Annotated in this window: 14 protein-coding genes; 11 read left to right on the top strand and 3 right to left on the bottom strand. The window is 68.2% G+C overall.

All coding sequences use genetic code 11. The annotated features are described in order from the left end of the window. Window positions 1–4: 4 nt before the first annotated feature. Both meaB and scpA read right to left on the bottom strand, forming a co-directional pair. The gene (gene meaB, locus GV368_RS06895; RefSeq protein WP_169116005.1) at window positions 5–1,036 is read right to left on the bottom strand and encodes a methylmalonyl Co-A mutase-associated GTPase MeaB; all 1,032 of its coding nucleotides are present in this window, start codon (window positions 1,034–1,036) and stop codon (window positions 5–7) included. Window positions 1,037–1,039: 3 nt separating this feature from the next. Then, window positions 1,040–3,205 carry a methylmalonyl-CoA mutase gene (gene scpA / locus GV368_RS06890; protein ID WP_169116004.1) on the bottom strand — a complete coding sequence of 722 codons (2,166 nt, stop codon included), beginning with the start codon at window positions 3,203–3,205 and terminating at the stop codon, window positions 1,040–1,042. Window positions 3,206–3,343: 138 nt separating this feature from the next. Between scpA and GV368_RS06885 the strand changes: the two genes are divergently transcribed. The 4 genes from GV368_RS06885 to GV368_RS06870 all read left to right on the top strand — a co-directional run bounded on the left by GV368_RS06885 (window position 3,344) and on the right by GV368_RS06870 (window position 5,999). Further along, window positions 3,344–4,033, top strand: a complete 690-nt coding sequence (locus GV368_RS06885) for a GntR family transcriptional regulator (RefSeq protein WP_142803815.1) — start codon at window positions 3,344–3,346, stop codon at window positions 4,031–4,033. Next, window positions 4,030–4,854 carry an enoyl-CoA hydratase/isomerase family protein gene (locus GV368_RS06880; RefSeq protein WP_169116003.1) on the top strand — a complete coding sequence of 275 codons (825 nt, stop codon included), beginning with the start codon at window positions 4,030–4,032 and terminating at the stop codon, window positions 4,852–4,854. The genes GV368_RS06885 and GV368_RS06880 overlap by 4 nt, the downstream gene beginning before the upstream one ends. Before the next feature lie 66 nt (window positions 4,855–4,920). After that, window positions 4,921–5,466 carry a hypothetical protein gene (locus GV368_RS06875; RefSeq protein ID WP_142803817.1) on the top strand — a complete coding sequence of 182 codons (546 nt, stop codon included), beginning with the start codon at window positions 4,921–4,923 and terminating at the stop codon, window positions 5,464–5,466. Window positions 5,467–5,468: 2 nt separating this feature from the next. Next, window positions 5,469–5,999 carry a FlgO family outer membrane protein gene (locus GV368_RS06870; protein WP_142811025.1) on the top strand — a complete coding sequence of 177 codons (531 nt, stop codon included), beginning with the start codon at window positions 5,469–5,471 and terminating at the stop codon, window positions 5,997–5,999. A gap of 52 nt (window positions 6,000–6,051) precedes the next feature. Here GV368_RS06870 and GV368_RS06865 read toward each other — a convergent pair whose 3' ends face one another. Continuing rightward, the gene (locus tag GV368_RS06865; RefSeq protein ID WP_206673321.1) at window positions 6,052–7,497 is read right to left on the bottom strand and encodes a cobyric acid synthase; all 1,446 of its coding nucleotides are present in this window, start codon (window positions 7,495–7,497) and stop codon (window positions 6,052–6,054) included. 63 nt (window positions 7,498–7,560) lie between these two features. Between GV368_RS06865 and GV368_RS06860 the strand changes: the two genes are divergently transcribed. From GV368_RS06860 to recX, 7 genes are read left to right on the top strand one after another with little or no spacing between them, the layout of a single operon-like run. Next, complete coding sequence (locus tag GV368_RS06860) at window positions 7,561–8,478, top strand: CobD/CbiB family cobalamin biosynthesis protein (protein WP_169116002.1); 918 nt, start codon at window positions 7,561–7,563, stop codon at window positions 8,476–8,478. Beyond that, on the top strand, window positions 8,475–9,485 hold the full coding sequence (cobD, locus tag GV368_RS06855; RefSeq protein WP_169116001.1) for a threonine-phosphate decarboxylase CobD: 1,011 nt from the start codon (window positions 8,475–8,477) through the stop codon (window positions 9,483–9,485). Before GV368_RS06860 ends, cobD begins: the two co-directional genes overlap by 4 nt. Continuing rightward, window positions 9,479–10,471, top strand: coding sequence for a thiamine-phosphate kinase (thiL, locus tag GV368_RS06850; RefSeq protein WP_385916558.1), 993 nt, complete (start codon window positions 9,479–9,481; stop codon window positions 10,469–10,471). Before cobD ends, thiL begins: the two co-directional genes overlap by 7 nt. Before the next feature lie 11 nt (window positions 10,472–10,482). Next, window positions 10,483–10,986 (top strand): phosphatidylglycerophosphatase A family protein, encoded by a 504-nt coding sequence (locus GV368_RS06845; RefSeq protein WP_169115999.1) that lies wholly within the window; start codon window positions 10,483–10,485, stop codon window positions 10,984–10,986. Beyond that, complete coding sequence (locus GV368_RS06840) at window positions 10,986–11,486, top strand: CinA family protein (protein ID WP_456243393.1); 501 nt, start codon at window positions 10,986–10,988, stop codon at window positions 11,484–11,486. The genes GV368_RS06845 and GV368_RS06840 overlap by 1 nt, the downstream gene beginning before the upstream one ends. Window positions 11,487–11,545: 59 nt before the next feature. Continuing rightward, entirely contained in the window at window positions 11,546–12,613 is a 1,068-nt protein-coding gene (gene recA / locus GV368_RS06835; protein WP_169115998.1) for a recombinase RecA, read from the top strand. 15 nt (window positions 12,614–12,628) lie between these two features. Further along, window positions 12,629–13,105, top strand: coding sequence for a recombination regulator RecX (recX, locus tag GV368_RS06830; RefSeq protein WP_142804243.1), 477 nt, complete (start codon window positions 12,629–12,631; stop codon window positions 13,103–13,105). Window position 13,106 lies beyond the last annotated feature (1 nt).

Genomic DNA, 13,106 nt, shown 5'->3' with positions numbered 1-13,106 from the left:
ATCCTCACTGACTGATGGTCTGGCTCGCATCGAGCAGGCGCCGCGCCGCAACCACCGGCGCGAGCCGCCCGCTCTCCACGTCCCGTTCGATCGCCGGCAGCATCGTGCGCACGGCAGGGTGTTGGCGGAAACGGCGCTTGAGTTCGGCGTCGATCCGTTCCCACATCCAGGCGAGCGCCTGACGGCGGCGTTTTTCGGCAAGTGCTCCGTTTTTCTGCATCGTGTCGCGAAAGGCGAGCACCGTCTCCCAGAAGCGATCGAGCCCCTCGCGCTTGAGCGCCGACACGAGCAGCACCGGCACGCGCCAGTCGGGATGCGTCGGGCGCAGCATGTGCAACGCCGTCTCGAGCTGGGCCTTGGCCCGCATCGCCGCGGCCGAATCGGCGTCGGCCTTGTTGATGACGATGAGGTCGGCGAGCTCCATGATCCCCTTCTTGATGCCCTGGAGATCGTCGCCAGCGTTGGGCAGCTGCAGCAGGACGAACATGTCGGTCATGTTGGCGACCGCCGTCTCCGATTGCCCCACGCCCACGGTTTCGACGATGACGACGTCGAACCCCGCCGCCTCGCACACCAGCATCGTCTCGCGCGTCTTCTCGGCCACGCCCCCGAGGCTGCCCGCCGAAGGGCTGGGGCGGATGAAGGCGCGCGGATCGCGACTCAGGCGCTCCATGCGCGTCTTGTCCCCGAGAATGGAGCCGCCCGAGACGCTGGAAGAGGGATCGACGGCGAGCACGGCGACGCGATGTCCGCGCTCGATGAGATAAAGGCCGAGCGCCTCGATGAAGGTCGACTTGCCCACTCCCGGCACGCCGGAGATACCCAGGCGCAGCGCCCCGCCCGTGTGCGGCAGCAGCGCCTGCAGCACGGCCTCGGCCCGACGCTGATGATCGGGCCGGCTCGATTCGATGAGGGTGATCGCCTTGGCGAGCGGCCGTAGCTGGCGCGCGAGCACCCCTTCGACGAGGGCGCGATCCTCCTCGCCGAGTTCGGGCTGCCCGTCAAAACGCTCCGGTACCGCTTCCTGCTGCGACACGGCTCACCCTCGGCCACGGGCGGCACGAATCGCCGCGAGTACCTGGCGCGCCGCCTCGGGGATCGGCGTGCCCGGCCCGAAGATGCCCTTGGCGCCGGCCGCATAGAGGAAATCGTAATCCTGCGACGGAATGACCCCGCCGACGAAGACGATGATGTCCTCGGCCCCCAGGCGCTTGAGCTCGTCGATGAGCGCGGGCACCAAAGTCTTGTGGCCGGCGGCGAGCGTCGACACCCCCACGGCGTGGACGTCATTTTCCACCGCGTGGCGCGCCGCCTCTTCGGGCGTCTGGAACATGGGACCGATGTCGATGTCGAACCCGAGATCGGCAAAAGCGGAGGCGACCACCTTGGCCCCCCGGTCGTGCCCGTCCTGACCCAGCTTGGCGATCATGATGCGCGGGCGACGGCCCTCTTCCTCGATGAAGCGCTCGATCTCGTCCTTGAGCATACGCCACTCCTCGCGCCCCTCCACGACGGCGCCGTAGACGCCAGTGACCGTCTGCGGATTGGCCTGATAGCGGCCCCAAACTTTCTCCAGGGCATCGGACACTTCCCCTACGGTGGCGCGGGCACGCACCGCCTCGATCGCGAGCGCGAGGAGGTTCCCTTCCCCGGTCTGGGCACAGCGGGTGAGCGCCTCGAGCGCCTGCTGCACTTTCACGGGATCGCGCTCGGCACGCAATTTCTTCAGCCGCTCAACCTGCTTCTCGCGCACGGCGCGGTTGTCGATCTCCAGCACCTCGATGGGGTGGTCTTCCTTCTCCAGACGGTACTTGTTCACGCCCACGATCACGTCGAGCCCGGCGTCGATGCGCGCCTGCTTCTCGGCGGCGCACTCCTCGATCTTCATCTTCGCCCAGCCGGATTCGACCGCCTTGGTCATGCCGCCCATCGCCTCGACTTCTTCGATGATGGACCAGGCCTTGTCGATCATCTCCTGCGTGAGCGTTTCCATCATGTAGGAGCCGGCCCAGGGGTCGATGACGTTGGTGATGTGGGTCTCTTCTTGCAAGATGAGCTGCGTGTTGCGGGCGATGCGGGCCGAGAACTCGGTGGGCAGCGCGATCGCCTCGTCGAGCGCGTTGGTGTGCAGCGACTGCGTGCCGCCGAAGACCGCGGCCATGGCCTCGATCGTGGTGCGGATGATGTTGTTGTAGGGATCCTGGGCGGTGAGCGACCAGCCGGAAGTCTGGCAGTGGGTGCGCAGCATCATCGAGCGCGGATTCTTGGCGCCGAACTCCTTCATGATGCGCCACCACAGGTAGCGCGCCGCGCGAAGCTTGGCGATCTCGAGGTAGAAGTTCATGCCGATGGCGAAGAAAAACGACAGCCGCCCGGCGAATTTGTCGATGTCCAGGCCCCGTTTCATGGCGGTGCGCACGTATTCCATGCCGTCGGCCAGGGTGAAAGCGAGCTCGAGCGCCTGCGTCGCCCCCGCCTCCTGGATGTGGTAGCCCGAGATCGAGATGGAGTTGAACTTGGGCATGTGCTCGGCCGTGTAGGCGATGATGTCGGCGACGATGCGCATCGACGGCTCGGGCGGGTAGATGTAGGTGTTGCGCACCATGAATTCTTTGAGGATGTCGTTCTGGATCGTGCCCGAGAGCTGATCCTGCCGCACCCCCTGCTCCTCGGCGGCCACGACGTAGCCGGCGAGCACCGGCAGCACCGCCCCGTTCATGGTCATGGACACCGAGACCTTGTCGAGCGGGATGCCGTCGAAGAGGATCTTCATGTCCTCGACCGAGTCGATCGCCACCCCCGCCTTGCCGACGTCGCCGATCACGCGCGGATTGTCGGAATCGTAGCCGCGGTGCGTGGCCAGATCGAAGGCCACCGAGATGCCCTGCCCGCCGCCGGCGAGCGTCTTCTTGTAGAAGGCGTTCGATTCCTCGGCCGTGGAAAAGCCCGCGTACTGACGGATGGTCCAGGGTTTGACCGTATACATCGTCGGCTGTGGCCCGCGGATGAAAGGCTCGAACCCGGGCAGCGTGTCGGCGTGCGGCAGACGGTCGAGGTCGGCTCGCACGTAGAGCGGATGGACGACGATGCCTTCGGGCGTGTGCCAGTCGAGCCGGCTCAAGTCGCCGTCGGGCGCTTGCTTGGCCGCGGCTTTTTTCCAGGCTTCGAGATCGGGTTGGGGATAGCTAGGTGCGGATTTGGACATGAAACGACCCTCGACGAGGATGATGGCTGCGCCTTCGCGCCAGCGAGACGGCGAGCTTCAGCTGAGGAGACAAAAAAACGAAAACAGAAAATATAATATGTAATCCATAATTATGGAAGCCCCTGGGAGCCCTCGCCGATGACTCCACAACGCATCGCGCCCCAAGCACTTTACCAGGAAGTGGCCGAGAGGCTGCGTCAGCGCATTTTCGCGCACGAATTACCACCGGGACAGCCGATCGACGAGCTGGGCCTGGCGGCCGAATACGGGATTTCGCGTACCCCCTTGCGCGAGGCCCTGAAAGTGCTCGCCGCCGAGGGGCTGGTGACCCTGATCCCGCGGCGCGGCGCTTTCGTCAGTCAGATCTCCGCCTCGGAGCTGGATGCGATCTTCGACGTACTCGCGGTGCTCGAGGGGCACGCCGCGCGCCGCGCCGCCGAGCGGTTGGACGAAGGAGCTGCCCAGCGGCTACGGCGACTACACCAGCGTCTGGAGGAAACGGCACACCCCGGCGCGATCGACGAATTCTTCGAGGCGAACCAGGCGTTCCACGCCGAAGTCTTGCGGCTCGCGAACAACCCTTTCCTGTCGAGCACGATCCAAGATCTGCGTCAAAAGATACGGTTGAGCCGTCACCATTCGCTCTACGACGAAGGGCGCCTGGAACGCAGCCTGCAGGAACACCGCGAGCTGCTCGCCGCCCTGCTCGAGGGCGAGGCCGCGGCCGCCGAACGGTGCATGCGCGAGCATCTGCGCTCCGGACGCGAGGCGATCGCCCACCTGCGCCGCGATGCCACCCCCACCCTAGATACTGAAGAATCCTCATGAGCGGAACCCTGCACACGACCCCACACCCCGAATCGGCCTGCCTGGTCGTCACCCTCGAGAATCCGGGAAAACGCAATGCGCTCGATGCCGCCCTGTGGCAGGCGCTGGGCGATCTCTTTCTCGAACTCACCGCCGAAAATCTTCCCTGGCGCAGCGTCATCCTCACTGGCGCGGGCGGGGTTTTCGCCGCCGGCGGTGATCTGGAAGAATTCCCCCGCGTGCGCGCCGACCTCGCCTCGGCGCTCGACTACCACGAAGGCAAAGTCGGACGGGCGCTGCGCGCCATCGCCGAGTGTCCGCTGCCGGTGATCGCGGCGATCGAGGGCCCCTGTATCGGCGGCGGGCTGGAGATCGCCGCGCTATGCGATCTGCGCGTGGCCGGACACGGCGCCCGCTTCGGCGCCCCCATCGCCCGGCTCGGTTTCTGGATGTACCCCGGCGAACTCGCCCTGCTGTATGAGCGTCTGCCGGAAGGTCTGCTCGCGCAGATGCTGCTCGAAGGGGCCGTGCTCGATGCCGAGCGCCTGTGGCGGCTCGGTGTATTGCATCACCTCGTCGAGGACGGCCATGCGCTCGAAGAGGCGCTGGCCGTGGCGCGACGCATCGCCACCGGAGCACCGCGCGTGGCGCGAATGCACAAATACTGGCTGCGCCGCCTACGACGGTGCACGCTGCTGTCCGAGGAAGAAAAACGCGCCGGGCTGGCCTTCCTCGACGATCCCGACTACCGCGAAGGGCTCAGCGCCTTCCTGGAGAAACGGGCACCGTGTTTCGGACGCCACGGCCAAAGCGAGAACGAAGGAAATCCCGACGAACATTGATTGCGTTCGCATCCGCTTCACGCTAAGATCATGGAATCGCCCTTGTCATCCCCAGGAGATAGCATCATGCGCTTCGATCCCCTGCCCATCGCCGCCGCGCTGGGTGCCGTCCTGCTCGGCGGCTGCACCAACCCCGGCGCACCGCTTCCCACCGATTTCGCCCAAGAACCGCAGCAAAAAATCCAGGCAGTACGGCAATGGCAAACGGTGGCCACGAGCCTGGCCGAGCGGCTGAGCGTCATGATGATCCGGGACAATGCCTGCACGCCGCAAGCCGCCCTGTGCGACACCCTCTACGTGCACCCGGCAGCCTACTCCTCGACCTTCGATGCCGCCTTCCGCGAAGCCTTCGTCAGCTATCTCGTCGGGCGCGGCTGGAACGTCGCCCAGCAAGGGCCGGCCGACATCGAGATCGACCTCGACAGCCGCTACGCCAAGCTCTCCACCGCTCCCGAGGTCGAAGTGATGGTCACGGCATCGGCGCGGCGCGGTGACCGCTATCTCGCCCGTATCTCCGACGTCTATTACATCACCAGCCCCGAGCTCTACGCCAAAATGGCCTCTTCCAACCCCTCGTACGAACCCACTTGGCTGACGGTGCAAGGAGACTGACCATGCGGCATTCGCTCTCGATCCTCATGTTCTCCGGCGCCCTCGCCCTGTCCGCTTGTGCCACCGAGACCCTCCCACCCCTACCCAAGGCCGATCCCGCCGTAATCATCAACAAAGCCTATGAGACGGCCGACACCCTGATCGACCAACTCCCGCCCGATCTGCGCGCCGGCCCCGTGCTCTTCGCCACCTTCGTCGACGTCGATGCACTCGATCGCTCCACCACCTTGGGGCGCACGCTCACCGAGCAAGTCGCCAACCGCTTCGTGCAGCGCGGCTTCGTCGTCACCGAGCTCAAACTGCGCACGGCCGTCTTCGTCAAGCGCGACACGGGCGAGCTCATGCTCGCGCGCGAAGTCGACCAGATCGCCCGCGAACACGACGCCCGCCTCGTCGTGGTCGGCACCTATGCACCGGCCAAGGAAGCCGTCTATCTGAGCGTCAAGGCGATCAATCCGGGCACGGGTCAGGTGCTCGCGGCTCAGGACACCATCGTCCCCATGGACAGCAACGTGAAAAGCCTGTTGCGCTGAGTTCGAGCGGACGAAGAAACGCCGCCCTTCGGGCGGCGTTTTCGCATCAACTTCAGGACACGCCAAGCATCCGCCGCCAGTCGCAGTGCGCCTCGATCGCCGCGGCCAGGCGTTCGATCGCCGCTTCGCGCCGTTGCACTGCATCCTCGGTGGAGAGCGCCGCCCCGGCCCAGTGCGCGAGCGCGGCGAAGGCGGGGGCTGAGTCGAAGAGGCCGTGCCAGTAAGTGCCGAGGATCTGCCCGTCTTCCGCGAGCGCCCCGTCGGGCACGCCGTCCTCGCCGATCACGACAGGATGCGCGAGCGCCGGCCCTTCGCTCACGCCGAGGTGAATCTCGTAGCCTTCGACCTCCGCACCGCCCAGTGTGGCAGCAAGCCGCCCGCGACAGCGGCGCAGCACCTTCCGGGAATCTAGCCGCGTGCGCAAGGAGAGCAACCCCAGGCCGGGCCGGCCGCCCGGCGCGCCTTCCAATCCCAAGGGGTCGTCGAGCCACTCACCCAGCATCTGAAACCCTCCGCACAGGCCGATGATCTTGCCGCCGTAGCGCAGATGTCGGCGCAGCAGCGCCGGGCCGCCGTGGGATTCGAACCAAGCCAGATCCGCCTGCACCGCCTTGGAGCCGGGCAACACCACCAGGTCGGCTCCGGGCCAGGGACCGCCGTGCCACCAGTGGAAGTCGACCTCGGGGTGCAGGCGCCAGGCGTCGAGGTCGGTGTGATTGCTCACGCGCGGCCAGGCGATCGCCACCACCCGCAGCCTCGCCCGCGCGGTGCGCTCCACCGGCGCCAGGCCGTCCTCGGCCTCCAGCGCGAGCTTCCCCAAATGAGGCAGCACGCCGAAGACCGGTTTGCCGGTACGCTCCTCCAGCCACTGCAGGCCCGGCGCAAGGAGCGAGAGGTCCCCGCGAAAGCGGTTGATGACGAAACCGCGCATGCGCGCACGCTCGCTCGGCGAGAGACATTCGAGCGTGCCGACGATCTGGGCGAAGACGCCGCCGCGGTCGATGTCGGCCACCAGCGCCACCGGGATGTCGACCGCTTCGGCGAACCCCATGTTGGCGATGTCGCGCGCGCGCAGATTGACCTCCGCCGGACTGCCCGCGCCCTCGACGAGGATCCACTCGAATTCCTCCTGCAGTCGCGCCCAGGATTCGAGCACCGCCCGTAGCGCCACCGGCTTGTAGGCGTGATAATCCCGCGCCGACAGGGTATGCACCGCCCTCCCGTGGATCACGACCTGGGCGCCGATGTCGGTGGTAGGCTTGAGCAAGACCGGGTTGAAATCCACCCGAGGTTCGAGTCCGGCGGCGAACGCCTGCAACGCCTGGGCGCGCCCGATCTCGCCGCCGTCGGCCGTCACGGCGGCGTTGTTGGCCATGTTCTGCGGCTTGAACGGGGCCACACGCACGCCGGCACGCGCGAGCAGGCGGCACAATCCTGCCACCAGCGTGCTCTTGCCGGCATCCGACGTGGTCCCCTGGATCATCAACGCGCGCGCCATGCCCGTCCCCGCGACCGGAAAACCCCCGATTATAATGGGCGACTTCGCCCCTTTCCCGCCGTCATGCCCATACTCCTGGCCACCGTGCTCGCCCTCGCGCTCGATCGCCTCTTCGGCGAGCCGCCGCGCTGGCACCCCCTCGTCGGATTCGGTCGCTGGGCCGGTGCCCTGGAACGCCTCGTGCGCCAGCACCTCGGCGAGGGCGTGGGCGCAGGAATGCTCGCCTGGGCGCTGGCGGTGCTGCCCTGGGTGGGACTGGTCGCCGCTTTGGGACGGGTGCATCCCTTCGTCGAAAACGCGCTCGCAGTCGGCTGCCTGGCGCTCGCCCTCGGGGCGCGCAGCCTGCGTGAGCACCTCGAACCAGTGCGCGACGCGCTCGCCGCCGGAGATCTGCCCAGGGCCCGGGCGCGGGTGGCCTTCCTCGTGAGCAGGGACACGGCGGCGATGACGGGCGAAGACGTGGCCCGCGCTGCCACGGAATCGGCGCTGGAAAACGGCCACGACGCCGTGCTCGCCCCCCTGGTGTGGTTCGCGCTGCTCGGCGCGCCCGGCGTGGTGCTGCATCGCCTGGCCAACACGCTCGATGCCATGTGGGGCTATCGCACGCCGCGCTACGAGCGCTTCGGCAAGTGCGCCGCCCGCATCGACGATGGGCTCGGCTGGCCGAGCGCACGGGTCACGGCGCTCCTCTATGCCCTGGGCGGACGCACGGCGGCGGCGCTGCGGTGCTGGCGTCGCCAAGCCCCGCAGTGGGAGAGCCCCAACGCCGGCCCGGTGATGGCGAGCGGTGCCGGCGCGCTGGGCGTCACCCTGGGCGGCGAAGCCTCCTATGGCGGAACGCGGCACGAGCGCCCCCTGCTCGGCGAAGGTCCCGCGCCGAGCGCGGCCAGCGTGGCCGCCGCCATGGAACTCGTCGAACGGGCCGTCTGGGGTTGGTTGCTCCTGCTCGCGCTCCTCACCCTGGCGGGAGGTGCGCGATGAGCCGACCGGTACACGGCGGGCGCCTGCGCGAGGCGGCGCGTCGCCACGGTCTGCCGCCCGAGTGCTGGCTCGACCTCTCCACCGGCATCAGCCCCTGGTCCTACCCCCTGCCGCCGGTCCCCGAGGAAGTCTGGCGGCGTCTACCGGAAGAAGACGACGGGCTCGACGAACTCGTGCATGCCGTCTTCGGCCGCCCCGCCCTGGCGGTACCCGGCACCCAAGCGGCCATTTCCCGCCTGCCGGCCCTCTTGCCCGACGTGCGCCGCGTGCTGGTGCCGCACCCCACGTACGGCGAGCACGCCCATGCCTGGCGCACCCACACCGTCTTGCGCTGCGCCCCCACCGCCGACGAGATCGACGCACGGCTCGACGAAGTCGACGCGCTGGTGCTCGTCCATCCGAACAACCCCACCGGGGCGCGCTTTCCCTCCCATAAGCTACACGCATGGCATCGGCGTCTCGCCGGGCGCGGCGGTTGGCTGATCGTGGACGAAGCCTTCCTCGAACCGGGCGAGGCGGGCAGCCTCGTGGTCGAGACCGGCTCTCCCGGCCTCGTCGTCTTGCGTTCGCTGGGCAAATTCTGGGGGCTTGCGGGTCTGCGCTTCGGCCTGGTCTTCGCCCCCGAACCGCTGCGCGAGCGCCTCGCCGCCTTGCTCGACCCGTGGGCGGTGAGCCATCCGGCGCGCTGGGCAGCCCGGCTCGCGCTCGCCGATTCCACCTGGCAGGAACGGCAGCGCGCGCGTCTGGCCGCTGCCTCGCTTGCCCTGGCGACGATGCTGAAAGAATCCGGTCTCAGGGTGAGCGGCCGCACCTCGCTCTTCGTCTGGGTCGAGACGCCGCGGGCACCGACGCTCGCCGCCGCCCTCGAGCGCCACGGCATCCTCGTGCGCCGTTTCGACGACCCGCCGGGGTTGCGCTTCGGGCTACCCGCCGACGCGGCCCAGTCAGAGCGACTGCGGGCGGCGCTCTTCGAGGCGATCGCCGAGACTCCAAGGATTTCATCATGAACGAATTCGCCCTGATCGAGCATTTCTTCGCCGATCCCGCCGCGCACGAACCCACCCCGCCTTGGCTGCGGCTGGGCATCGGTGACGACGCGGCGCTGCTCGTCGAGGAAAGCGGCTGGGAGACGGTGATCACCTGCGACACCCTGGTCGAAGGACGGCACTTCCTGGCCGGAACCGATCCGGAAGCGCTCGGCTGGAAAGCGCTGGCGGTGAACCTCTCCGATCTGGCGGCCATGGGCGCCGTCCCCACGGGGTTCCTCCTCGCCCTCACCCTGCCCGAGGCCGATGAAGCCTGGCTCACGGCCTTCGCCCGCGGGCTCTTCGCCTGCGCCCGGCGGCACGGCGCCCGGCTCATCGGTGGAGACACCACCCGCGGCCCACGGGCGCTCACGATCACGGCGCTCGGACGGGTACCGGCGGGCGAGGCGATATTGCGCAGCGGCGTGCGCGAAGGGGACGACGTCTGGGTGAGCGGGCGACCCGGACGCGCTGCCCTGGGGCTCGCCGTGCGATTCGGGGAACTCTCGCCGAACCTGCCCGGCGCCGGTGAATGGCTCGCCGCGCTCGATCGTCCCGAACCGCGCCTTGCCTTGGGACGCCGCTTGCGGCGCCTCGCGCACGCGATGCTCGACGTCTCGGACGGATTGCTCGGCGACCTCCGGCACCTCCTCGAACGCTCGGCACCGCCCCTCCTCACTGCCGAGATCGAGGTGGCCAGACTGCCGCTCGCCCCGCTCATCGCCGGCGGGGCGCCGCCGGAGCGGGCGCGGACCGCCTTGCTCGCCGGTGGCGACGACTACGAACTCCTCTTCACCGCCGCGCCGGAATCGCGCGACCGAATCATCCTTCTCGGCAAGGAACTCGACCTGCCGCTTTCCCGCATCGGGCGGATCGTATCAACGGAGCAACCGCCCATCGTGCTCATCGAGCCCGACGGCCGGCGTACCCTGCCCGAAGTTTTGGGCTATGATCATTTCCGCCCATGAAAGGAGCGCCCATGTCCGCCGAGCGCACACGCCCCTCCGTCGCCTTCCTCCTCCAGCATCCGGCGCACTTCATCGCGCTCGGATTCGGGGCGGGTCTCTCTCCCCGGGCTCCGGGCACGGTCGGTTCGCTCCTTGCCTGGGCGCTCTACCCCCTGCTGCGCGCCCCGGTATCCGAGGGGCTCTTCCTGCTGCTGCTCGCCTCCTTTTTCCTCGCCGGCGTCATCGCCTGTGACCGTACGGCCAAGGCGCTGGGCACCAAGGATCCCGGCGCCGTGGTCTGGGACGAGATGATCGCCGTCTGGCTCGTCCTCTTCTTCTGCCCGCCGGGGCTTGCCTGGCAGGCGGCGGGCGTGGCGCTCTTTCGCCTGTTCGACATCGCCAAACCCGAACCCATCGCCACCCTGGAGCGGCGCTTCCGCGGCGGCTTGGGCATCATGATCGACGATCTGGCCGCCGCCGGGTACGTACTGCTCGTGCTCGCCCTTGCGGCGCACTTCCTGGGAGAAGGCGCGTGATCCACCCCGAAGATCCGCTGGGACGGCTCGCCCGGGAGTTGGGCATGCTGCTTGCCGCCCGCGGCTGGATGCTCGCCACTGCCGAATCCTGTACCGGCGGGGCCGTCGCCGAAGCGATCACGGCGATCGCTGGCAGCTCCGGCTGGTTCGAACGCGGTTTCGTCACCTACGCCAATGCCGCCAAGATCGAAATGCTCGGCGTCGATCCCCTCACCCTCGAACGCCACGGGGCCGTGTCGGAAGCCGTGGCGCGCGAGATGGCGCTCGGTGCACTCACGCACAGCCAGGCCGAGCTGGCCTTGTCCATTACCGGTATCGCCGGGCCCGACGGCGGCACGCCGGACAAGCCCGTGGGTACCGTCTGTTTCGGCTGGGCCTGGGATCGGACCCGGCCGCGGGTACGCAGCGAACGGCGCCACTTCGCCGGCGACCGCATCGCCGTGCGCGCCCAGGCCGTGCGCACGGCGCTCTCCGGTGCCATCGCCCTGTGCCACCCCTGAACCATCCTGTGCCATAATCGGTCGAAGCGTTTTCGTACTTGCCAGCCAAGGAATTTTCGATGGACGACAACAAACTCAAGGCGCTGCAGGCGGCGCTCGCGCAGATCGACAAACAGTTCGGCAAAGGTTCGGTGATGCGCATGGGCGACGCCCAAGTGGTACGCGACATCCAGACCGTCTCCACCGGCTCGCTCGGGCTGGACATCGCGCTGGGCATCGGCGGGCTGCCGCGCGGGCGGGTGGTGGAGATCTACGGCCCCGAATCCTCGGGCAAGACCACCCTCACGCTGCACGTGATCGCCGAAATGCAGAAACTCGGCGGCGTGGCCGCCTTCATCGATGCCGAACACGCCCTCGACGTACAGTATGCGAAGAAGCTGGGCGTCGATATCGACGATCTCCTCGTGTCGCAACCCGACACCGGCGAGCAGGCGCTCGAGATCGCCGACATGCTGGTGCGCTCGGGCGGGGTCGACATCGTGGTGATCGACTCGGTGGCCGCACTCACCCCCAAAGCCGAGATCGAGGGGGAAATGGGCGACTCGCTCCCCGGCCTGCAAGCGCGGCTCATGAGCCAGGCGCTGAGAAAGCTCACCGCCAGCATCAACAAGACCAACACGCTCGTCATCTTCATCAACCAGATCCGCATGAAGATCGGCGTCATGTTCGGCAACCCGGAAACCACCACCGGCGGCAACGCGCTCAAGTTCTATTCCTCGGTGCGGCTCGACATCCGCAAGACCGGCACGATCAAGAAAGCCGACGAGGTCGTCGGCTCCGAGACCCGCGTCAAGGTCGTCAAGAACAAGGTCGCCCCGCCCTTCCGCGAAGCGATGTTCGACATCCTCTACGGCGAGGGTATCTCGCGCGAGGGCGAGATCATCGACCTGGGCGTGGATCACAAGATCATCGACAAATCGGGCGCCTGGTACGCCTACGAGGGCGAGAAGATCGGTCAGGGCAAGGACAACGCGCGCGAATTCCTGCGTCAGCGCCCCGAGCTCGCGCGGCGCATCGAGAATCAGATCCGGGCCAAGGTGGGCTTGCCCCCGCTGCCCGAGATCGCATCCGCCGCGCCCAGCGCCGCCCCGAGCGAATCCGCCCTTGCCGCTCCGGCGGCCGAATAAGCCTACGTCATGGCGATGAGCGGGCCGAGCGTGTGGCAAAGAGCGCTGCGGCTGCTCGCGCGCCGCGAACACAGCCGCGCCGAGCTCGCGCGCAAGCTCGCCCCCCACGGCACGCCCGAGGAAATCGCAGAGGCGCTCGCCCGCCTCGAGCGCACGGGACTCCTGTCCGACGAGCGCTGCGCCCGCGCCTTCGTCGCCGCCCGGGCCGAGCGCAGCGGCCGGCGCCTTCTGGAGCTGCGGCTGCGCGAGCGCGGGCTGGACGACGCCCTCATCGACGACGTCCTCGACGCGCTGGAAGCCGAATCGAGCGAAGCCGAGCGCGCCGCCGCCCTGTGGCGCAAACGCTTCGGCACGCCGCCCGCCGACGCCAGGGAATGGGCCCGGCAGGCACGATTTCTCGCCGGCCGCGGATTCTCCCCGTCCCTCGTCACCCGGCTGCTGCGCGACCCGCCCGAAGACTTCACCGAACCTTTCCCTGACACCGAACCCTGAG

Origin of the sequence: Tepidiphilus baoligensis (assembly GCF_012911495.1) — a bacterium.
GTDB lineage: Bacteria > Pseudomonadota > Gammaproteobacteria > Burkholderiales > Rhodocyclaceae > Tepidiphilus > Tepidiphilus olei.
This window is presented reverse-complemented; position numbering and strand designations above follow the sequence as displayed.

Coding starts and splice junctions, on each gene's coding strand:
- scpA (WP_169116004.1), bottom strand. CDS start 3,205: ATGTCCAAATCCGCACCTAGCTATCCCCAACCCGATCTCGAAGCCTGG.
- GV368_RS06870 (WP_142811025.1), top strand. CDS start 5,469: ATGCGGCATTCGCTCTCGATCCTCATGTTCTCCGGCGCCCTCGCCCTG.
- GV368_RS06885 (WP_142803815.1), top strand. CDS start 3,344: ATGACTCCACAACGCATCGCGCCCCAAGCACTTTACCAGGAAGTGGCC.
- GV368_RS06880 (WP_169116003.1), top strand. CDS start 4,030: ATGAGCGGAACCCTGCACACGACCCCACACCCCGAATCGGCCTGCCTG.
- GV368_RS06865 (WP_206673321.1), bottom strand. CDS start 7,497: ATGGCGCGCGCGTTGATGATCCAGGGGACCACGTCGGATGCCGGCAAG.
- GV368_RS06860 (WP_169116002.1), top strand. CDS start 7,561: ATGCCCATACTCCTGGCCACCGTGCTCGCCCTCGCGCTCGATCGCCTC.
- recA (WP_169115998.1), top strand. CDS start 11,546: ATGGACGACAACAAACTCAAGGCGCTGCAGGCGGCGCTCGCGCAGATC.
- GV368_RS06845 (WP_169115999.1), top strand. CDS start 10,483: ATGTCCGCCGAGCGCACACGCCCCTCCGTCGCCTTCCTCCTCCAGCAT.
- recX (WP_142804243.1), top strand. CDS start 12,629: ATGAGCGGGCCGAGCGTGTGGCAAAGAGCGCTGCGGCTGCTCGCGCGC.
- GV368_RS06875 (WP_142803817.1), top strand. CDS start 4,921: ATGCGCTTCGATCCCCTGCCCATCGCCGCCGCGCTGGGTGCCGTCCTG.
- cobD (WP_169116001.1), top strand. CDS start 8,475: ATGAGCCGACCGGTACACGGCGGGCGCCTGCGCGAGGCGGCGCGTCGC.